The organism is Saccharopolyspora gloriosae (assembly GCF_022828475.1).
Taxonomy (GTDB): Bacteria; Actinomycetota; Actinomycetes; order Mycobacteriales; family Pseudonocardiaceae; genus Saccharopolyspora_C; species Saccharopolyspora_C gloriosae_A.
In genome coordinates, this window is record NZ_CP059557.1 from 5,036,077 (window position 1) to 5,055,481 (window position 19,405).

22 protein-coding genes are annotated in these 19,405 nt (G+C 70.1%); 5 read left to right on the forward strand and 17 right to left on the reverse strand.

From position 1 onward, the window contains the following. Position 1: 1 nt before the first annotated feature. Positions 2-1,228 (forward strand): MAB_1171c family putative transporter, encoded by a 1,227-nt coding sequence (locus H2Q94_RS21920; protein WP_243789072.1) that lies wholly within the window; start codon positions 2-4, stop codon positions 1,226-1,228. Between the two features lie 315 nt (positions 1,229-1,543). Beyond that, on the forward strand, positions 1,544-2,671 hold the full coding sequence (locus H2Q94_RS21925) for a cytochrome P450 (RefSeq protein WP_243789073.1): 1,128 nt from the start codon (positions 1,544-1,546) through the stop codon (positions 2,669-2,671). On the opposite strand, the gene H2Q94_RS21930 is transcribed toward H2Q94_RS21925, so the two are convergent. The 13 genes from H2Q94_RS21930 to H2Q94_RS21990 all read right to left on the reverse strand — a co-directional run bounded on the left by H2Q94_RS21930 (position 2,668) and on the right by H2Q94_RS21990 (position 13,077). Then, on the reverse strand, positions 2,668-3,453 hold the full coding sequence (locus tag H2Q94_RS21930; RefSeq protein ID WP_243789074.1) for an Fpg/Nei family DNA glycosylase: 786 nt from the start codon (positions 3,451-3,453) through the stop codon (positions 2,668-2,670). The genes H2Q94_RS21925 and H2Q94_RS21930 overlap by 4 nt on opposite strands. A gap of 47 nt (positions 3,454-3,500) precedes the next feature. After that, complete coding sequence (locus H2Q94_RS21935) at positions 3,501-3,812, reverse strand: winged helix-turn-helix domain-containing protein (protein ID WP_243789075.1); 312 nt, start codon at positions 3,810-3,812, stop codon at positions 3,501-3,503. Further along, on the reverse strand, positions 3,809-4,273 hold the full coding sequence (locus H2Q94_RS21940; protein WP_243789076.1) for a hypothetical protein: 465 nt from the start codon (positions 4,271-4,273) through the stop codon (positions 3,809-3,811). Before H2Q94_RS21940 ends, H2Q94_RS21935 begins: the two co-directional genes overlap by 4 nt. A gap of 85 nt (positions 4,274-4,358) precedes the next feature. Continuing rightward, on the reverse strand, positions 4,359-5,006 hold the full coding sequence (locus tag H2Q94_RS21945; RefSeq protein ID WP_243789077.1) for a dienelactone hydrolase family protein: 648 nt from the start codon (positions 5,004-5,006) through the stop codon (positions 4,359-4,361). Further along, positions 4,993-5,517 carry a hypothetical protein gene (locus tag H2Q94_RS21950; protein WP_243789078.1) on the reverse strand — a complete coding sequence of 175 codons (525 nt, stop codon included), beginning with the start codon at positions 5,515-5,517 and terminating at the stop codon, positions 4,993-4,995. The genes H2Q94_RS21945 and H2Q94_RS21950 overlap by 14 nt, the downstream gene beginning before the upstream one ends. Before the next feature lie 252 nt (positions 5,518-5,769). Then, positions 5,770-6,612 (reverse strand): carbohydrate ABC transporter permease, encoded by an 843-nt coding sequence (locus H2Q94_RS21955; RefSeq protein ID WP_243789079.1) that lies wholly within the window; start codon positions 6,610-6,612, stop codon positions 5,770-5,772. Continuing rightward, positions 6,602-7,510, reverse strand: coding sequence for a carbohydrate ABC transporter permease (locus H2Q94_RS21960; protein ID WP_243789080.1), 909 nt, complete (start codon positions 7,508-7,510; stop codon positions 6,602-6,604). Before H2Q94_RS21960 ends, H2Q94_RS21955 begins: the two co-directional genes overlap by 11 nt. Next, positions 7,507-8,844, reverse strand: a complete 1,338-nt coding sequence (locus H2Q94_RS21965; protein WP_243789081.1) for an extracellular solute-binding protein — start codon at positions 8,842-8,844, stop codon at positions 7,507-7,509. The genes H2Q94_RS21960 and H2Q94_RS21965 overlap by 4 nt, the downstream gene beginning before the upstream one ends. 34 nt (positions 8,845-8,878) lie before the next feature. Next, on the reverse strand, positions 8,879-9,895 hold the full coding sequence (locus H2Q94_RS21970) for a LacI family DNA-binding transcriptional regulator (RefSeq protein WP_243789082.1): 1,017 nt from the start codon (positions 9,893-9,895) through the stop codon (positions 8,879-8,881). A gap of 86 nt (positions 9,896-9,981) precedes the next feature. Then, positions 9,982-10,917: a serine hydrolase gene (locus tag H2Q94_RS21975; protein ID WP_243789083.1), complete on the reverse strand. Its 936-nt coding sequence runs from the start codon at positions 10,915-10,917 to the stop codon at positions 9,982-9,984. A gap of 92 nt (positions 10,918-11,009) precedes the next feature. Next, on the reverse strand, positions 11,010-11,339 hold the full coding sequence (locus tag H2Q94_RS21980) for a DUF2795 domain-containing protein (protein WP_243789084.1): 330 nt from the start codon (positions 11,337-11,339) through the stop codon (positions 11,010-11,012). A 20-nt stretch (positions 11,340-11,359) separates the two neighbouring features. After that, the gene (locus tag H2Q94_RS21985) at positions 11,360-12,478 is read right to left on the reverse strand and encodes a baeRF2 domain-containing protein (protein WP_243789085.1); all 1,119 of its coding nucleotides are present in this window, start codon (positions 12,476-12,478) and stop codon (positions 11,360-11,362) included. 29 nt (positions 12,479-12,507) lie between these two features. Then, positions 12,508-13,077, reverse strand: a complete 570-nt coding sequence (locus H2Q94_RS21990) for a type 1 glutamine amidotransferase domain-containing protein (RefSeq protein WP_243789086.1) — start codon at positions 13,075-13,077, stop codon at positions 12,508-12,510. A 241-nt stretch (positions 13,078-13,318) separates the two neighbouring features. Here H2Q94_RS21990 and H2Q94_RS21995 point away from each other — a divergent pair, with 241 nt between their 5' ends. Then, a complete protein-coding gene (locus H2Q94_RS21995; RefSeq protein WP_243789087.1) occupies positions 13,319-13,777 on the forward strand; it encodes a peroxiredoxin in 459 nt (152 codons plus the stop codon). A gap of 119 nt (positions 13,778-13,896) precedes the next feature. Here the strand turns inward: H2Q94_RS21995 and H2Q94_RS22000 are convergent, their stop codons facing one another. Next, positions 13,897-14,274: a hypothetical protein gene (locus tag H2Q94_RS22000; RefSeq protein ID WP_243789088.1), complete on the reverse strand. Its 378-nt coding sequence runs from the start codon at positions 14,272-14,274 to the stop codon at positions 13,897-13,899. Between the two features lie 199 nt (positions 14,275-14,473). Here H2Q94_RS22000 and H2Q94_RS22005 point away from each other — a divergent pair, with 199 nt between their 5' ends. Both H2Q94_RS22005 and H2Q94_RS22010 read left to right on the forward strand, forming a co-directional pair. After that, positions 14,474-15,343: a helix-turn-helix domain-containing protein gene (locus H2Q94_RS22005; RefSeq protein WP_243789089.1), complete on the forward strand. Its 870-nt coding sequence runs from the start codon at positions 14,474-14,476 to the stop codon at positions 15,341-15,343. Then, entirely contained in the window at positions 15,340-15,684 is a 345-nt protein-coding gene (locus tag H2Q94_RS22010) for a DUF397 domain-containing protein (RefSeq protein ID WP_243789090.1), read from the forward strand. Before H2Q94_RS22005 ends, H2Q94_RS22010 begins: the two co-directional genes overlap by 4 nt. 6 nt (positions 15,685-15,690) lie before the next feature. Here the strand turns inward: H2Q94_RS22010 and H2Q94_RS22015 are convergent, their stop codons facing one another. The 3 genes from H2Q94_RS22015 to H2Q94_RS22025 are packed head-to-tail and all read right to left on the reverse strand — an operon-like array spanning position 15,691 to position 19,228. After that, positions 15,691-16,692, reverse strand: coding sequence for a substrate-binding domain-containing protein (locus tag H2Q94_RS22015; protein ID WP_243789091.1), 1,002 nt, complete (start codon positions 16,690-16,692; stop codon positions 15,691-15,693). 26 nt (positions 16,693-16,718) lie between these two features. Continuing rightward, positions 16,719-17,771 (reverse strand): ABC transporter permease, encoded by a 1,053-nt coding sequence (locus tag H2Q94_RS22020; protein ID WP_243789092.1) that lies wholly within the window; start codon positions 17,769-17,771, stop codon positions 16,719-16,721. Beyond that, complete coding sequence (locus H2Q94_RS22025) at positions 17,768-19,228, reverse strand: sugar ABC transporter ATP-binding protein (protein WP_243789093.1); 1,461 nt, start codon at positions 19,226-19,228, stop codon at positions 17,768-17,770. Before H2Q94_RS22025 ends, H2Q94_RS22020 begins: the two co-directional genes overlap by 4 nt. Positions 19,229-19,405: the final 177 nt, after the last annotated feature.

Here is a 19,405-nt window from a genome sequence, read left to right on the forward strand (position 1 = left end):
GGTGTTCGCCGTCCTGTATCCGCTGGCCCTGTTGTTGCAGCTGAGCGCGTTTCTCTGGAAGCTGCGCGATTTCCTGCGCGATCCGCGGGATCCGCGGCTGGGTGCGATCACGTTGGCGTTGCTGTTCGTGGCGTCCGGGTTCAACTTCGCCATCCCCGGCGTGTACTTGGCGGTGGGCGCCGCGTCCGGGGTGCCGAACCTGTCGACGCTGGCGGTGTACTCGTCGATCGTGCTGTGCACCGCGTCGTTGCAGGTGTGCTCGGTGAACTTGGCGCGCTCCAGGGAGGCGGCGGTGCCCGCCGGCCGGACGCTGGTGCTGGGCACGGCGGCCGTGCTGGTCGTGATGGCCGGGCTGTTCGTGGTGGCTCCGGTGCACGACGAACCGCACGTGCTGGATTTCGACGCGCACTACGCGGGCGTTCCGGCCATCACCGGATTCCTCGCGGTGTACTTGGGCGCGTATTCGCTGGGTTTGGTGCGCAGTGCGCTGATCTGCCTGCGGATCCGCCCGCACGCGCAGGACCGCTGGCTGCGGCTGGGGGTCACGCTGGTGCCGGTGGGCGTCGCGTTCGGCCTGGGTTACTCGGTGCTGAAGGTGGTCGCGGTGGCCGCCACGTGGCTCGGCGGGGATCTGGCCGTGGTGAGCACGGTGGCGGCGCCGGTGAGCGCGACCGTCGGGGCGAGCGTGATGGCGGTGGGTTACGTGCTGCCGTCCATGTCGCGACTGCTGCGCCGCTGGCGCGCACGCCGGTACCTGCGCCCGATGTTGCAGGCGTTGCGGCCGCTGGATCCGGAGCTGGTGCGCAACACCCGGCTGGAGTCGGCGGAGTACCGCTGGTTGATCGCCACCGACGACCTGCTGCGGGAACTGCGCCCCTACCTGGATCCGCGAGTCGTGCCGCTGGCCGAGCGGCACGTCGACCGCGCGGGGCTCACCGGCGATGAGCGCGCCGCGACGATCGAGGCCGCCCGCATCGCCGCCGGGCTGCGCGCGCACGACTCCGGCGAACGCCCCGGGTCCGGTAGCGCCATGATCCGCGAGGACGTCGGCATGGACGGTGCCGAAGCGGCGGTGTGGCGCTTTCCTGAGCAGGATCCGAGGCGTGATCTCGCCGAGGAGCTGCACTGGTTGTGCCTGATCGGCGAGGCGTTCACCGGCCCGCACCCGGTGGTCCGGGACGTGCTGGCGGACCTCGATCAAGCCACGGCGGGAACGGAATCCGCTTAGTCCCGCACCGGCTCCGGGTGAACGTCGCCTTTGACCGGTCCTTTCGGTCGAATGGGCTATGCACCCGGTGCCACGGCTGGAGCGGATGGTCCCGCTGACCGGGCGGTTGACGGAGGCACGGCGGTGCGGGTTCCGGTGGAGAGGCGGTTTCCGGAGGAACCGCCGCCCTGTGGCGCCGGGCTCCCGCCGCACGGCCCGGAGGCCGTGCAGTCGGCGGCGGAACCCGCGAAGATCATTCCGCGAGGGCGCGGCGGGCGTCCGATCGCTCGACGGCTGGCAAGATGGATCAAAAGATCATTCTGGAAGGACGCCGCAGTGACCGATCCCTTCACCGCGTCCGACCCGTTCGCGTCGCTCGCCGCGCTGCGGGCCGCAGGCCCGGTGCACCGGGTCAGCACTCCCGACGGTCCACGGGCGTGGCTGCTCACCCGCTACGCCGACGTGCGGAGTTCGCTGGGTGATCAGCGGCTCGCGTTGAACCGCGACCACTCGAACGGCGCGGACTACGCGGGTTTCGACCTGCCGCCGCAGCTGGACGCGCACCTGCTCAACAGCGATCCGCCGCGGCACACCCGGCTGCGGCGGGAGATCGCGCCGAGCTTCACCGCGCAGCGAGTGCGGGCGATGACCCCGCAAGTGCGGGCGGTGGCCGACGATCTCGCCCGCTCGCTGCCCGCCGGAGTGGACCTGGTCGCCGATTACGCGGTGGTGCTGCCGGTGCGGATCATCGCCGAGCTGCTGCCGCTGCCCGCCGCGGCTCGCCGGGATTTCGCGACGTGGGCGGACGGACTGCTGCTCCACTCCCCCGGCGCGGAGCCGCGAGCGCGCGACACCATGAACGACATGCGGCGGATCATCGGCGGGGCGTTGAGCTCCGAACCGCCGGAGGGATCGTTGCTGTCCGGCCTGCTGGCCGCCCGCGCCGGCGCTCGGCTCGATGCCGATGAGCTCACCAGCATGGTGTTCTACCTGCTGTTCGTCTGGCACGAGATCATGGTGCACGCGGTGTCGTCCACGGTGCTGCGGCTGCTCGGCACGTCCGCGTCACTCGATTCGGGCGTGGAGGAGGTGCTGCGCTTCCACCCGCCGCAGCTGCTCGCCGCACCCCGCTACGCGCTGGCGGAGCTGACCGTCGGCGGTGTCACCATCCCCGCCGGGGACACGCTGCTGCTGTCGCTGGCGGCGGCGAACCGCGACGAGCACGTCTTCGACGACGCGGAGACGTTCACCCCGGACCGCTCACCGAACCCGCACCTGAGCCTCGGCCACGGCATCCACGCCTGCCCGGCCTCGGCCTTGACCCGCGTGATCGCGGTGGCGGCCGTGCAGGCGCTGCACGAGGTCCGGCCTGAGCTCTCGCTCGCGGTCACGCCGGACACCGCTACCTGGCGCGGCAACTTCCGCCACCACGGCCCGGCGGCGCTGCCCGTGTCGACTTCCTAACCAGCGGGCTGGCAACGCGGGCAGTGGTAGGTGGTGCGGCCCGCCGTCGTGCTCCGGGCGAGGCCGGTGCCGCAGCGCGGGCAGTGCGGGTCGGGTTCGTCGCGGTGCCCGGTGAGCCACGACGGCCGGTCCGGCACGTGGGCGAGCTTCGCGGACTGGCGCAGCACGGCGTGCGCTCGGCGGCTGAGCCGGGACAGGTCGTCGCGGCTGAGTTCGCGGGTGCTTCGGGCGGGGTGGATGAGGGACTGCCAGAGGACCTCGTCCGCGGTGAGATTTCCCAGCCCCGCCAGCACCGCCTGGTCCATCAGCGCGGATTTGACACCGCGCCTGGTCCGGGGGATCCGGTGGCGGTAGTCGGCGGCGGAGGCGGCGAGCGCGTCCGGGCCGAGGTCGCCGAGCAGCGCGTCGAGGTCGGCCCGCTCGCGCGCCAGGTGCAGGCCGGTGAGCTTGCGCATGTCCCGGTATCGCAGGCCCCCGTCCTGGAAGCGCAGCAGCACGCGGTCGTGGTCGTGGAGCTCGTCGCCGGGGTCGCACCACAGCAGGCGGCCGGTCATGCCGAAGTGCAGCAGCAGCTGCGGGAATTCCTCGGCGGTGGGCAGCACGAGCCACTTGCCGTGCCGCCAGGGGGTGCCGAGCCGGGTTTCGCGCATCGCCTCGCGGAACCCGGCTTCCGAGACTCCGCGCAGCACCTGCGCGTCGCGCACCTCCACGCCGCGCACGGTGCGCCCCGTCGCGCGCTCGGCGACCCGGCGGAACCCTTCGACGTCCGGCAGTTCAGGCACGTTCCCGGCCTACCCGCCCGCTCGCCGCCGCAACCTCTGCCCCGAGCTCAGTTCGGGTCGAGGGCGTGGCGCAGCTTGGCGAGCCAGTCGAGGTGGGCGCGGAGGACGTCACGGCCGTGCGGGGTGAGCTGGAACCAGGTGCGGGGCTTGCGGCCCACCGAGCCCTTGCGCACTTCGAGGTAGCCGGCTTCTTCGAGGGTGCGGCTGTGCTTGGAGATCGCGGAGTCGCTCACCCCCAGCATGTCGCGGGCGGTGGCGAAATCGACCCACTCGGCTCCTTGCAGCAGCGCGCACAGCGCTAGCCGGGGTCCGGTCTCGAAGATCGGCTCGCGGCCGTCCGCCTGGGCGTGACCGGTCACTGCCGGACCCGGCCCTGTTCGATGTCCCGCATCATCGCCGAACGGAGCTTGATCTGGAGCCCGAACACGGCGAGCCCCACGACCGGCAGCACCAGGAGCGCACTCCCGATCTGCTCGCGGGCGACCCAAAAGTTGATCACGAAGAACCCGACGAGCGCGACCGCGAGACCGCCCAGCCAGAACGGCCGGGCGCTGGGATAGGAGCCGACCCGCTTGGCGAGGTAGACCCCGGAGCGGCGCCGCCGGGTCCAGGAGTAGACGGCCGAGGCGAGGACGAGCGCGACGAGCCCCCACTCGAGGTACGACCTGCCGGTCGGCAACAGAAAAATCCAGATCGGGAGCCCGGCGGCGAGCACCAGGACGACTCCGGCGAGCGTCCAGTACGCGACGGGGAACCGGGTGTGGGCGGCGATCCGGCGACGTGCGTCGGCGACCTGGTCGAGCTCAGGCGTATCGGACATCAGGCGGTCTCCCATCCGGACTACTTTCTATATGGAAAGCATACACGGATCGGGAAGTGGTTCTACGAAGGCCGCTTCGAGAGGTTCACCTCGACGGTGCCGGGGAGGCGAGGTGGGCGGTGAACCAGCTCGCTGCTTCGTCGGCCACCCGGCTCAGCGCGCCGGGTTCCTCGAAGAGGTGTGTCGCACCTTCGACGACGTGCAGGTCGTGCGGGGCGGTGAGCTTTCCGGCGACGCGGCGGTTGAGTTCGAGGACCTCGGGGTCGCTGCCACCGACGATCAGCAGCGTCGGAGCTCGCAGGCCGGACAGGGATTCGGAGGCCAGATCCGGCCTGCCACCTCTCGACACCACCGCCCGCACGTCGTCCGGTCGGCGGGCGGCGGCACCGAGCGCGGCGGCGGCGCCGGTGCTCGCGCCGAACAGACCGACGGGACGGCGCCACCAGTCGAGGACGCCGAGCACGCGCACTGTGAGCAGCGGGATGTTGAAGCGCATTTCGCCGTGGGCGTCGCGGTCGCACTCCTCGTCGGTGAGCAGGTCCAGCAGCAGGGTGCCGAAGCCGGCTTCCTGCAACCGCGCGGCGACCCACCGGTTGCGTTCGCTGTGCCGGGAGGAGCCGCTGCCGTGGGCGAAGACCACCAGCGGCGCTTCGTCGTGCGGCAGCGTCAGGTCACCGGTGAGCGCACCGGCTCCGTGCACCGCGGGCAGCGATACCTGCTCAGGTTCCGCCATCCCGCACCCGCTCCGCGTTCTCCTCCGGCGAGGTTCGCGAGGTTTCGGCGACGGCGCCTTCGGCAGAAGACGCGGACAGGCCGGTGTTCTCGACGTCGGTTCCTTCGAGGACGACGCCCGGTTCCTCGTCGGTCGCCGACTCGGCGGCGACCTGGTCCCCGGCGGCACCGTCGGCGACCTCGCGGTCGGCCCGCTCGTCGACGGTCTCGTCGAGTTCGCTCAGATCCGTTTCCGCGAGGGGTTCGCCGCGGTCGGCGCCGAGATCCGGGCGTTCCTCGGCGAGCCGTTCGTCGATGGTGTCGCCCTCGCGCTCCTCGCGGGGCGTGGGGCGGGCCGCGGTGGTCTGCGACCAGCTCTCCGGCGGCTCGACGCCCTCCTCCAGCGGATCCACGCCGAGTTGGTCCTCGTCGAGGTCACCGGCGGATTGCAGTTCGGCCGGGTCCTGCGGGTCTTCGGGGTCCGGGCCGACCTCGTCAGCCGACGGAGTCGAAGCGTCCAGCGGGTCCGACATCGTGCGGGTCTCCGTTCTCGTGAGGACATGACATCCGCACCCGGGCTACCCGCACAGGCGTGGGCTAATCACGGCAGATCCATTCGACCGGAAAGACCGGTCGAGGGCCGTTCACCTCATGAGCATGTTCAGGTGAACGGCCCGTTCGACCAAGAGGAGTGGGCGGAGAAGGCATTCATCTGGCGGGGTTCGGAGCGGAGAGGCCTTCCAACGGGCACGGTCGATGGTCCAGGTGGCGCCGAGCGAGGCGACTCAGCGCAAGGCACCCGCTGTGAGGCCACGGACCAAATAGCGTTGGAGCAGGAGGAAGCCGACGACCACGGGGAAGCTGACCGTGAGCGACGCGGCCATCACCTCGTTCCAGTACACCGAGGACTCCGTGGAGTATTCCCGCAGGCCCACGGCGAGCGTCCGCGAACCCGCGTTGGTCATGACCGAGGCGAACAGCGTCTCACCCCACGCCGTCATGAACGCGTAGATCGCCACCGCCGCCACACCGGGCTTCGCCGCGGGCAGCACCACTCGCAGCAAGGCGCCGAGCGCGCCGGTCCCGTCGATCACCGCCGCCTCGTCGAGCTCCGCGGGCACCGTGTCGAAGTAGCCGACCAGCATCCAGATCGAGAACGGCAGCGAGAACGTCAGGTACGTGATGATCAGGCCGACCTGGTTGCCCTGCAACAGGATTCCCGTCAGCTGGCCGATCGAGGCGTAGATCAGGTACAGCGGCAGCAGGAACAGGATGCCGGGCAGCATCTGCGTCGACAGCACCGCCGCCCGGAACAGGTCGCGGCCGGGAAAGCGGTAGCGGCTCACCGCGTACGCGGCAGGCACCGCGATGAACACCGACAGCGCCGCCGAACTCACGGCCACCACGCCGCTGTTCACGAAGTACTCGGCCAAGTCCACAGTGGACCACATGGTGCCGAACGCCTCCCACGTCAGCCGCGACGGCCACCAGGCGAACCCGTCGCGCACGTCGTCGAGCGGCTTGAGCGCGGTGATCGCCATGACGTACAGCGGCAGCACCGTGAACACACCGAGCGCGCCGAGCGCGGTGACCCGCAGCACCGGCAGCCAGCGCGGTTCACGCCGCACGCCTGCTCCTCGAAGTCAGGGCTAGGAACAACGCGACCACTACCAGCAGGAACAGCAGCAGCAACGTCGACATCGCCGCTCCCAGGCCGAAGTTCCAGGTCAGGAACGAACTCTGGTACACGTGCACCGAGACCAGGTTCGCCGCCGACGGCACCGACTGGTCGAACAGCACGTACGGCACGGTGAAGTCGTTGAAGGTCCACAGGAACAGCACCAGCACCAGCACCCGCGCCACCGGCCGCAACATCGGCAGCGTGATCAGCCGGAACCGCTGGCCCGGACCGGCGCCGTCCACCTCGGCGGCGTCGTAGAGCTCCGCCGGAATCGACTGCAGCCCCGCCATCAACGCCAGGAACGCGAACGGCCACAGCCGCCACACCGCCGTCACCACCAGGCTCAGGAACGCGTTCTGCCCCAGCAGCCAGAACTCCCCGCCGCCCCAGCCGAGTCCGCGCAGCGCCGAGTTCACCGCGCCGTCCCCGCGATCGAGCATGAACTTCCACACCAGCACCGCCGTGTACACCGGCAACGCGTACGGCACCAGGAACAGTCCGCGCACCAGGAAGCGGCCGCGGAACGGCCGCTGCAACAACGTCGCCGCCACCAGGCCCAGGCCGAACGAGAACGCCACCGTCAGCGCCGAGAACGCCGCGGTGACGGCGAACGAACGCAGCAGCTCCGCGCCCACCGCGCCGTCGAAGTCCACGGCGAACCGGTAGTTGTCCAGCCCCGCGAACGGCGCCGACGTCCAATCCCGCACGAAGAACTGGTTCAACTCGTGCAGGCTCATCCACAGCCCGCCGAGCATCGGCAGCAGGTGAACCAGGATCTCGAAGACCAACGCGGGCGCCAACAGCAGGTACGGCACCGACCGGCCGCACGGGACGCTCGTGGTCATCCGCCGCCCCCGGCGGCGCGCATCTGCTGCTGCGCCTGCTCCAGCTCGGCCCGCACCTGCTCGCGCCCCACCCGCTCGCCCAGGGCGGCACCGGCGAACAGGTCGCGCACCGCGCCGCCCACCGTCGTCTCGAAGCGGCTCTCGTCGGGGATCATCGGCACGGGCACCGACTCGTGCGCCAGCAGCCGCCCGAAGACCGCGGCGTGGCCGGTGGAGAACTCCGGATCGTCGTAGGCGTCCACGACCACCGGGAGGCTGCCGTAGCTGCGGCTGAGCTCCACCTGAGTCCGCTTGCTGGTCAGGAATTCCACCAGCCGCAGCGACTGCTCGCGGCGCGGGCCGTCGCGCAGCACCGCGACGTTGCTGCCGCCGACATGACTGCGTGCGGGGGACCCGCCGGGTGGCAGCGGATCGGGCAGCGGCAAGGGGAACACCCCGACATCCTCGGTCGGCATCCCGCTGTCCACAATGGCCGGGAGGGCGCTGTTCTGCGCGATCAGCATCGCCGCGCGCCCGGCGGTGAAGTCGTCGACCGATTCCGGGGCCGAACCCACCTCGGCGTCGTCGGGGCGCACCACCCGCTGTTCGCTCATCAATCGCACGTAGCGCAGCACCGACTCCACCGCCTGCGGTGAGGTGAACGCGGCCGCACCGCGCTCGTCGATGAACCGGGCGCCCTGCTGCATGCCGAACAGGAACGCGAAGTGCGCGTTCTGCGTGTAGCTCGCGCCGGGAATCGTCAGCCCCGCGCGGTCACCGTCGGTCAGCCGGTCCGCGACGGTGAGGAATTCCGCCCAGGTTTCCGGGATTCGAGTGATCCCCGCTTCGCGGAAGCGCTGCTTGTCGTAGAACACCGCGTAGGACAACCCGTACAGCGGCACCGAGGCGGGCGGCCGTCCGGGCATCCCGGCGGAGCTCATGCTGCTCGCCAGGAACCGATCCCGGCCGCCCAACCGGTCCAGCAGCTCCTCGTCGAACTCGACGAATGCACCCGTGGCCTGCAACGACGCCGACCAGGTGTTGCCCAGGTCCACCACGTCCGGGCCGGTACCGGAGGTCGCCGCTCCCAGGATGCGGTTGAGCAGATCGTTCCACGGGATCACGTCGACCTCGACGGGAATGCCGGTGTCGCGGGTGAACCGGGCCAGCTGGGCGCGCAGGATCTCGCGATCCTGCGCGGTGCTCGCACCCTGGTTGCTCGCCCAGTACACGAGGCGCCTCGGCTCCGTCCCGCAGCCCGCGAGCGCTCCCGCCAGCACCAGCACCACCAGCGCCAGCACCGGACATCGTGCGGCCACCGCACGCGATCGGGCCTCGTTCGAACGTGGGAACACCGTTGTCTCCTCGTTCTCCGACCCCGTGCTCAGCTCACCCGGAGTCACCCGCCGTGCTAGCCCGCGGGATCAGCACGCGCGGCGGGACGTCCAGGTCCTCGGCGGCGCCGGTCTCGATCAACTCCAGCAGAAGGTGCACCGCCGCGGCCGCGTCGTCTCCGACCTCTTGCGACAACGCCGTCACCGGCGGGGTCACCACCCGGCACAGCATCGAGTCCTGCCAGGACAGCACCGCGAGATCAGCAGGCACCCGGACGTCGAGTTCCGCGGCCCGCGCCACCGCGGCCACCGCCATCAGGTCATTGTCGTAGACGATCGCCGTCGGCGGCGGATCGGCGGCGAGAAGTCGCCAAGTGGCTTGTGCCGCACCGGTTTCCGTGGGATCGGCCTCGACCTTCACCAGGTCGGTTCCGAGCCGCTCCCGCACCCACGCGCGCAGCAGCGCGTTGCGACGCCGGGTGTGCTCCAGGTCGAAACCGCCCTGCACGTGACCGATCCGGGTGTGCCCGAGTTCCGCGAAGTGCTCCACCACGGCACGGACCTCGTCGACCAGGGCGAAGCGCAGCACCGCCACGTTCTGAGTCCGCTCGTGCTCGCCGATGACCACGGCGGGCAGGTTCAGCTCGCGCAGCAACGGCACCCGAGGATCCTCGGGGCGCAGGTCCGTCACGATCACGCCGTCCACGCGGCGCTCCGCCGCCCACTGGCGGTAGGTGCCGAGTTCGGCGTCCTCGTCCGAGGTCAGCGCCACGTGCAGCACCAGGCCGTACTCGGCCAGCGCCGACTCCATGCCCGCCAGCCAGTTCACCATCGACGGTTCGGCGCGGATCTCCTGCGGCGGACGGGCCAGCACCAGGCCGATCGTGCCGGTGCGGTCGGCGGCGGGCGTCCGCGCCGGACCGGCGGCGTCCCAGCCGAGCTGGGCGGCGACGTCGAGGATGCGTTCCCTGGTGGCCGCCGACACTCCGGCCCGGCCGTTGAGGGCGTAGGACACCGCGGCCTTCGACACGCCCACGTGACGCGCGATGTCGATGATGGTGGGCCGTTTCACCGTGCGATCCCCTCGTAGCCGTCAGCGAGACGCCAGCGTAGCGAAACCCCCACCTTCCCGAGCCCGAACCGTTCAACGCGGTCGAATCAGCCGAGGTTGTCGAGGAGGGGTTCGGCGGCCTCGGTGACGACCTCGGAGGCTTCCGAGTAGCTCTTCGAGGTGGGCTGGGTGGACAGCAGGGCCACGGCGTAGCGGCGGTCCGGGCCGATCAGGCCGGCGCTGTGGACCGTGCGGCGGCCGTCGTCGCAGCACATCCAGCCCGCTTTCACCGCCACCGGACGCGTCGAGTCCTTCAGGCCGTAGCCCTGGTCGAAGCCTTCCGCCGCCGTGCGCGGTGCCGCGTCCAGCGGGCCGAGGAGCAGGTCCCGCTCCGCGGCGGGCAACGTGGGAATCTGCGCCAGCACCGTCGCCACGTCCCGCGCGGAGGTCTCGGTACCGCCCCAGTTGCCCGGAACCTCCGGCGGCCGGGTCCGGGTGAGCCCGTAGCGGACGGCCAGCCTCGATATCGCGCCCGCGCCGTCGAACCGATCCCACAACGCGTTCATCGCGGCGTCATCGCTGATCGACAGCGCACGGCGGATCAGGTCGACGTCCGCATCCGCCACCGGCATGCCCTCGGTGTGCCGCCGCGCCACGTCGACCGCCACCAGCAGCTTCGACAACGATGCCGTGCCGAACCGCTCGTCGGCGTGCTCACCGCCGATGACCTCACCGGTTTCGCGGTCCAGCACCGCCACCGCGACGGTGCTGCCGGACAGTTCACCGGCTTTCGCGTCGACCTGGCGCACCGCTTCCCGCACCGCCGGATCCGTGCTCGGCCGGGGCTCGTGCAGCTGCGGCTTCGGGTATCCCGTGCGGGAGCCCCACCACTGGGTCGACTCGCCTTCCGCCGGCGCGCCGCCGATGGCCGGCCACCCGCAGGCAGCACCGAACAACATCAGGACCAGGAACAGGCAGCCGAGCGACGCGGGCAGCCGGAAGGCTCGTACGGGCGTGCATTGCCAACGATCGGAATCATCCATGAGGAGCCCATCACGTCGAGACCCGGCGGGAGAGCCGGGCTATCGAACGTGCCCTCAGGACGGTAACGCCGCCACGAGCTCGATCGCAGAACTCAACCGCCGCGGCGGTTCTCGCCCAGCTCCTCCTCGATCGGATTCACCGGAGCCTGCCGCTGGTGCTCGGCGACCCCTGGCGGGACGTTCTGCCGATCCTGCCGGGCCTTGTCCGAGTCGGACTGGCCTTCCTCCTCGGCCTTGTCCAGCGGCACGGAGCGCACCACCTCGGTGAGGTTCTCGTACTCCGCGGGAGGCATCGCCCGCAATGCGCTCACCGTGCCGTCGTCCGCGCCGTTGTTGCGGGCATAGTCGACCAGTTGTTCTTTGTCCGCCGGGAAATCAACGGCGGACAGGGACTTCTGCAACGTCTCGCGCGTCGTCGTCATGTTCCGCTCCCTGAATCCGATCACTCGGCGGCGTAGCGCAGGATCGCGCCGATCCCCTCGGTGAGCTCCACCTTGTCCGGGTCGACCAGCACCAGGTCCGCGTCGGTACCGGCCGCCGCCCACACCACGGCGGCACTGGCCGGGGCCTGGCCGGGACTGGACACGCCCATGTCGGTGAGCTCCCGCTCGTCCAGCGCGACCTGGTTCGGCACCGGGCCGACGTGCAGCCAGGACACCGACTCCGGACGCCCCCACAGCACCGTGCGCACCTGTCCGCGCTGCAACGCCTCGACCACCGGACGCCAGCCTTCAGCGGCACGCTCCTGCCTGCCGCGTTCCTGTTCGAACTGGCGCACCGCCTCGTCCACGTGGGCGCTCACCGCGGAGTCCACGGTGTCGGCGACTTCGCGGCGCAGACCTTCGCCGGAGGAGCCGCGGTCCAGGTGGCCGGTCTCCGTCTGCACCGTGCGCTCCCGGACGCCGCCGGGCAGGTTCTCGTGCACCAGCTTGCGCTGCTTCGGATCCCCGGCGAGCACCACGACCTCGGCACCGACCCGCATGGCCTGCTTGCCGATCTCCTCGGCCGCTTCCTTCGCGTTGTGCAGCCACTGCTCCTCCACCGCGTTCTGAAGGCGCTGCTCGTTCGCCTCTGGTCCCGCGCTCGCCTTGTGCACCGGGTGGTCCCCGCCCTGCACCTTGCGCGTGCGCGGTTCGGCACCGGCCGCGACGATCGTCAGCTCCGCCTCGACGTGATCGACCAGCGCCACCACGTGCGGGATGCGCGACGCCCGCAACCGCAGGTACGGCAGCAGGTGCGGCAGGGTCCCGAAGTGCACCTTCTCGTCGTCGGAGGCGTCGGTCGGCGGCTGCGGCAACTCCTCGCCGAACACCACCTCGCCCCCGGTGCCGACCAGGACCTGGCCGCGCTGGCCGATGCGGTACTCGTGCCGGTCCACGGTTTCGTCGAGCGCGCGCAGCGTCGGCTCGTCCGCGCCCGCGTTCGCGAGCTGTTCCCGGGCCGAGCGCCAACGCAGCTGCACGGCCTTCGCCGCGTCCTCCGCATCGGCCGAGGTGTCCAGGTACACGGTCGCGAACGGCCCTTGATATCCGTAGACGTCTTGCAGGAACGCGAGTTTCATCGGCCACTCCTCTGCTCGGCCACGCCGGTTCACGCGCTGCGCGCTTGCGCGCGGTGCTTGCCCTCCGCGATCTCTTCGACGACCTTCGCGCAGAACGCGGGAAGGTCGCCCGGGTTCCGGCTGGTCACCAGGCCCGAGTCCACGACCACTTCCTCATCCACCCATTCGGCGCCCGCGTTGCGCAGATCGGTGCGCAGGCTCGGATACGACGTGAGCCTGCGGCCGCGCACCACGTCCGCCTCCACCAGCAACCACGGGGCGTGGCAGATCGCGGCGACCGGTTTCCGCTGCGCGAAGAACTCGCCCGCGAACCGGACCGCGTCCGGAACCCGGCGCAACGCGTCCGGATTCGCCAACCCGCCGGGCAGCACGAGCGCCTCGTACTCGTCCGGCGTCACCTCGGCGACGACCTTGTCCACGGGGAACGTGTCCGCCTTCTCCAAGTGGTCCCGCCCCTGCACCGAACCGGCTTGCAGCGAGACCAGTTCCGGACGGCCGCCCGCCTGCTCCACTGCCTGCCACGGCTCGGTCAGCTCCACCTGCTCGATGCCGTCCTGTGCCACCAGGAAAGCGACCTTGGCACCGTTCAGGTTCGTCATTTCTCGCACCTCCGATTGGGCGACGCGGCGGGCGTTCGTGCCTCACCGCTCAGTCGTGCCCTACCCGGCGCACCACGGCGGCAAACCGACGCGACGTCGGGCCGGAAGCCCGGAAAGATCCGCTGAGAGCACTCGCCGAGACCGAACTGCGGCCTCGATTGCAGATCGTCGCCGCGCACGTGACCAAGGTCGAAGACCGCCGGTTAAGGTGGCCGTGCCAGCCACGATCAAGGAGCCGGACATGCGCCCAGGCGACACCGTCGACGACTTCGCCCTGCCCGATCAGCACGGCACCGAACGCAAGCTCTCCGAGCTGCTCGGCAACGGCACCGTGGTGCTGTTCTTCTACCCGGCGGCGATGACCTCCGGGTGCACGGCCGAGAGCTGCCACTTCCGCGACCTGTCCGCGGAGTTCGCCGAGCTCCGCGCGCAGCCCGTCGGCATCAGCACCGACACCGTCGCCAAGCAGGCCACCTTCGCGCAGAGCAACTCGTTCGACTATCCGCTGCTGTCCGACCGCGAAGGCGTCGTCGCGCGCCAGTTCGGCGTGAAGCGCCGCTTCGGCCCGCTGCCGGTGAAGCGCCACACCTTCGTCATCGGCCCGGACCGGACAGTGCTGGAAGTGGTGCGCAGCGAGTTCAACATGGCCTCGCACGCCGACACCGCGCTCACCTTCCTGCGGGAGGAGCGCGGCGCCTAAACGGTGGGCGCCACACCGCACGGGAACGCGGCAGGCCCGACCCGGGCGTGCCCGTTTCCGGCGGGCACGGCCCGACCCGCCACATCCTCGGGGCCGTACCGGAACGACCGGCCACGACCTCACCGTTCGAGCTCGTCGCCGTCGCTTCCGAGGCCTTCCGCCCAGATGAGGTGGGGCCGCACCGTCGCCCGGCGGAAGCCGATGAGCGTGTCCTCGGCTGAGGCCAGACTCATCCACAGCCGGCCGTCGACGGTGATCGCCTCCACGTGATCCTCGAACGCCATGCCCCACGCGGCGACCTCGGCGTCGACCCGTTCGCCGTACTCCTGCACCACCGCGAACAGCCTGGGCGTGTCCATCGCGACGAGCTCTCGCATGATCTCGGCGAATTCCTGTTCGCCGCACAGCGGCGGGGCGTCGGTCAGGCTGATCGTGTCGTCGAGCGGATGCGTCCGCCCGTCCCCGTGGGCCGGTGATGCCGCCGAGTCAGTTGACATGCGTGCGCCTCCTCGGGCTGTTCGGTTTCGCCTCGGGTGGAGGCCGGTGCGGAAATGTCGGACCACGTGATTACTCTGTGGCATTGTTCTGACACGGAACGTACATTGCATATATGCCATGATCCATAACACCTTCGGGTGGCTCGACGCTTCGACGGAGCGCCGAGCGGAAACCCGTTGCGAGACAAGGAGAATCACCGTGGTCGACCGCCGAGCCGACCCGTCGGCGCTGCGCTTCCTCATCGGCCACGACCTCCGAGCGGCACGCGAACGCGCCGGGCTCAAGCAGATCGAAGCGGCCAAAGTCCTCGGATGCAGTCAGGCGAAGATCAATTACCTGGAGTCCGGGCGCACCCAGCAGCAGCCCGGCCAGGTCACCGACCTGCTGCGCGCCTACGGCGCCGAAGTCGAGCACGTGGACCGGATGGCCTCGCTGTCCGGCCGAGCCGACCAGGACACCTGGTGGGCGCCGTTCGGCGACGTGCTGCCGAACTGGTTCCGGATCTTCGTGGGGCTGGAAGGTCTCGCGACCAGGGCGTTCACCTACAAGTCCCTGGTGATTCCCGGACAACTCCAGACCGCGGATTACGCCGAAGGGCTGCTGGAGAACAACCTGCGCGTGCCACCGATGGAAACAGGCCAGGTCGTGCGAGCGCGGTTGGCTCGCCAGCGGCTGACCGAGTCGACCGCTCCACTGCGATTCCGCGCGGTGATCGAGGAACACGTCCTGGACCGGACGGTCGGCGGCCCCGGTGTGATGCGCGCCCAGCTAGCGCACCTGCTCGAACTCATGCGGTACGAGAACGTGGAGCTTCGCGTGATGTCCGCCCGCACATCAGTCCACGATGGACTGGACGGCGATTTTCTGTTGCTGGACTTCGACGAAGCCCGGAGCATCGGCTACATCGAGTACCCCACTGGCGCGATCTACGTACAGGATCAGGACCAGGTCTCGACGTATGCTCTGTCCTCGAACAGATTGCGCGACGCCGCCATGTCGTTATCCGAATCCGCGGACGCGATCGGCGCGCGGATCGCCGCGCTGGACGCGAACGGAGGACTGAGATGAATTCGACCGCCCAACTCGCCTGGCGAACGTCCAGTTACAGCAGCAATGGGGAGTCCTGCGTCGATGTCGCCCCCGCAGAGGGAGAAGTGCTGGTCCGGCACAGCAAGCATCACGAAGCCGGAACCATCAGCTTTCCGCACGACGCTTGGGACCTCTTCTTATCGGAAGCCCGCCACGGCTCACCCAGCGACAACGGCGTCGTCACCACCACCCGCGACGGGACCGACACCACGCTCACCGCACTGCGCACCGAGGTGACGCTGCGCTTCGACCACGACGAGTGGGCCGCGTTCACCGCCGGAGCCGAGGACGGCGAGTTCGACTTCGCCGCCCCGGCCTGAGCGGAGTCACTGCGGCGGGTCGGCGCAGGACGGGTTCAGCAGCTTCTGGATCTCCGGGGTGGCCATGTTCTCCTTCGTGACCACCGTGGAGCCGGTGTTCGTGTTCGGCGCCTCCGCCTGCTCGCCGCGGATCTCGGTGATCGCCGAGTTCACCGAGGCGAAGCCCATCTTGAACGGGTTCTGCGCGATCAGACCGGTGATCACGCCCTCCCGCAGCGAATCGATCTGCCCCTCCGAGGTGTCCCACCCGATGATCTTGATCTCGCCCTGCTTGCCCGCCTGGCGCACCGCCTCCGCCGCGCCCAGCACGCTCGGCTCGTTGCCCGCGTAGATCCCGTTCAGGTTCGGATTCGCCGTCAAGATGTCCTGGGTGACCTGCAACGCCGTGTTGTAGTCGCTGTTCGACGACTGGCGCGCCACCAGCTTCAGCCCCGGATTCTTCGCCAGCCCGCGCTGGAAACCCTCCGCGCGCGTCTCGTTCGTGCTGGTGCCCGGCAGGAACTCGATGAACGCCACCTCGCCCTGGCCGCCCAGCTGATCCGCGAGCAACTGGGTGCCCTGCTCGGCGGCGGCCACGTTGTCCGTCGCGAACACCGGCACCTCCGGCGGCTGCGGCGTGGTGCCCGAATCCATGTTCACCACCGTCGTGCCCTGCTGCCGGGCCGACTTCGTGACCTCGGCCAGCGCCTTCGCGTCCGTCGCCGCGAACACCAGGCCCTGCACGCCCTGCGCCAGCGAATCCTGCAACAGGCTCTGCTGGCCGCTGACATCGTCCTCCGAAGTCACCCCGTCCCAGTGCACGTTGACGTTCGGGTGCTTCGTGGCCGCGCACTCCGCGCCCACCCGCACCTGCTCCCAGAAGTCGAACCCGATCGCCTTCGGGATCACCGCCAACCGGATCGCGTCGCCCTCCTGCGCGTTGACGCCGGTCGGCCTGCGGACCTCCAAGCTGCACGCCGACGACACCAGCAGCACCGTCAGGCACAGCAGTGGCAGCACCTTCTTCATCGCAGCGAACTCCCTCGTTCCCGAGCTCAACCGGCATCGCCGGCGAGCTTGCGGCGCTGGTAGAAGTCCCACCACACGGCCAGCCAAATGATCACGCCGATGAGCACGTTCTGGTAGAAGGTGCCGATGTTCAGCTGCACCGCGCCGTTGCGGATCACCGCCACCAGGAACGCGCCGATCAGCGAGCCCCACACCGTGCCGCGCCCGCCGAACAGGCTCGCGCCGCCGATCACGACCGCGGCGATCACGTCCAGCTCCAAGCCCTCGCCGAAGTTCGGCTGGCCCGAATTGATCCGCGAAGCGGCGATCATGCCGCCCAGCCCGGCCAAGCTGCCCGCCACCACGTACACCCAGGTGGTGTGCTTGCGCACCGGCACGCCGGAGAGCCGAGCGGCCTCCGAGTTCGACCCCATCACGTACGCGTAGCGGCCCAGCCGGGTCCGGGTCAGCACCACGTGCCCCGCCACCGCCACCAGCAGGATCAACAGCACCGGCACCGGAATCGGCCCCAGCACACCCTGCCCGAGCAGCCGGAACGACTCCGGTGCGCCGAACACCGCCACCGCGCCCGTCGCGATCAGCACCAGGCCGCGCGCCACGCTGAGCATGCCGAGCGTCGCGATGAACGGCGGCAACCCCACCGTCGACACCAGCAGCCCGTTGACCAGGCCCGCGGCCGCGCCGACCAAGATCCCGCCGAGGATGCCCAGCAGCGGGTGGAAGCCGAAGTCCGCCATGAGCATCACGCCCAGCACCCCGGACAACGCCGCCACCGAACCCACCGACAGGTCGATGCCACCCGTGATGATCACCAGCGTGACGCCGACCGCCATCACCGCGTTCACCGAAGTCTGCGACCCCAGGTTGAACAGGTTGTCCGCCGTCAGGAACGACGGCGCCACGATCGACAGGCCCACGAACACCACGATCAGCGCGCCCGCCGCCGCCACCTGCGAGACCGCGCCCGACAACCGATCCTTCAGCCCGCCGCCGGACCCGTTCGATGCCTTCGTCGCGGTCGCCGCACCGCCACCGCCTTCCGGCGTGGCGTCCTCGTCCTTCCCCGACTGGTCGCTCACTGGCCCTCCTTCGCTCCGGTAGCGAGCGCGACGACGCGTTCCTCCGAGAACTCCGCGCGCTCGACCTCACCCGTGATCCGGCCCTCGCGCAGCACGAGGATCCGATCGCACATGTTCAGCAACTCCGGCAGATAGCTGGAGATCAGCACGATCGCCTTGCCCTGCGCGGCCAGCGCGTCGAGCTGGCTGAACATCTCCGACTTCGCGCCGACGTCCATGCCGCGACCGGGCTCGTCGAAGAACAGCACTTCCGCCTCGGTCTGCAACCAGCGCGCCAGCACCACCTTCTGCTGGTTGCCGCCGGACAGCGCCTGCACCGGTCTGCCCATCCACGGAACCCGGATGTTGAGCCGGTCCCGTTCCTTCTCGGCGATGCGGCGCTCCGCGCCCAGGTCGATCATTCCCGCCACCATCGGCAGCTTCGCCAGCGTGATGTTCTTGTCCAGCCCCAGTTGCAGCGCCAGCCCGTCCGCTTTGCGGCTCTCCGTGAGGTAGCCGATGCCCGCGGCGATCGCGTCCGCCGGGCCGCGGATCTTGAGCTGCGCGCCGTCGAGCGAGACCACGCCCGCATCCGGCGGTTCCGCACCGAACACCGACCTGGCGAGCTCCGTGCGGCCCGCCCCGACCAGGCCCGCCATGCCGACGATCTCCCCGGCGCGCACCTCGAAGGACACGTCGCGCACGACGTCGCCCCGGCTCAGGCCGCGCACGCTCAGCCGCACCTCGCCCGGCTCCGAATAGGTGCGCGGATACAGGTTCTGCACATCGCGGCCCACCATCAGCGTCACCAGCCGCGACTCGTCGAGTTCCGCGACCGGGCGGGTCGCCACCACCGCGCCGTCGCGCAGCACCGTGACCCGATCACCGATCTCGAAGATCTCGTCCAGCCGGTGCGAGATGTAGAGCACGCCGATGCCCTGCGCGGTGAGTTCCCGGACAATGCCGAAAAGCTCTTCGGTCTCGCGCTCGGTCAGCGTCGCCGTCGGCTCATCCAGGATGAGCACCTTCGCCTGCACCGCCAGCGCCTTCGCCAGCTCCACCCGCTGCTGCTCGGCGGTGGACAGCCGGCCAGCCCGCCTGCCCGGATCGACCCGCAGCCCCACTTTCTCCAGCAGGTCGCGGGCCGCTCGGCGCTCCTCGGTGCGCGAAATCCAGCCGCCGCTGCCGGGTTCGTGGCCGATGAACAAGTTCTCCGCGACCGACAGGTCCGGGGCCAGCGCGAACTCCTGGTGCACCATCGAGATCCCGAGGCGCCGCGCCGAAGCCGGACCCTGATAGGTGACCTGCTCGCCGTCGACCTCGATCCGGCCGGACGTCGGCGGCTCCACCTGCGCCACCAGCTTCATCAACGTCGACTTGCCCGCACCGTTCTCCCCGGCCAGCACGTGCACCTCACCGGCCCGCACGTCGAGGTCCACATCGGACACCGCGACGACGCCGGGGAATCGTTTGCTCACACCGGAAAGCCGAACCACTGCACGCTGCTGCACCGAACCCGCATCATCCGACCCGGATTGCAAGGATTGCGACACGCCGCCTCCCTCGATCTTCATCGATCGCCCGCCGCAGCGGTGCGCCGGAGCATACTCACAACATCACAAGCTCGAAAGGCTTGCAGCGACGCCAAGAAACCG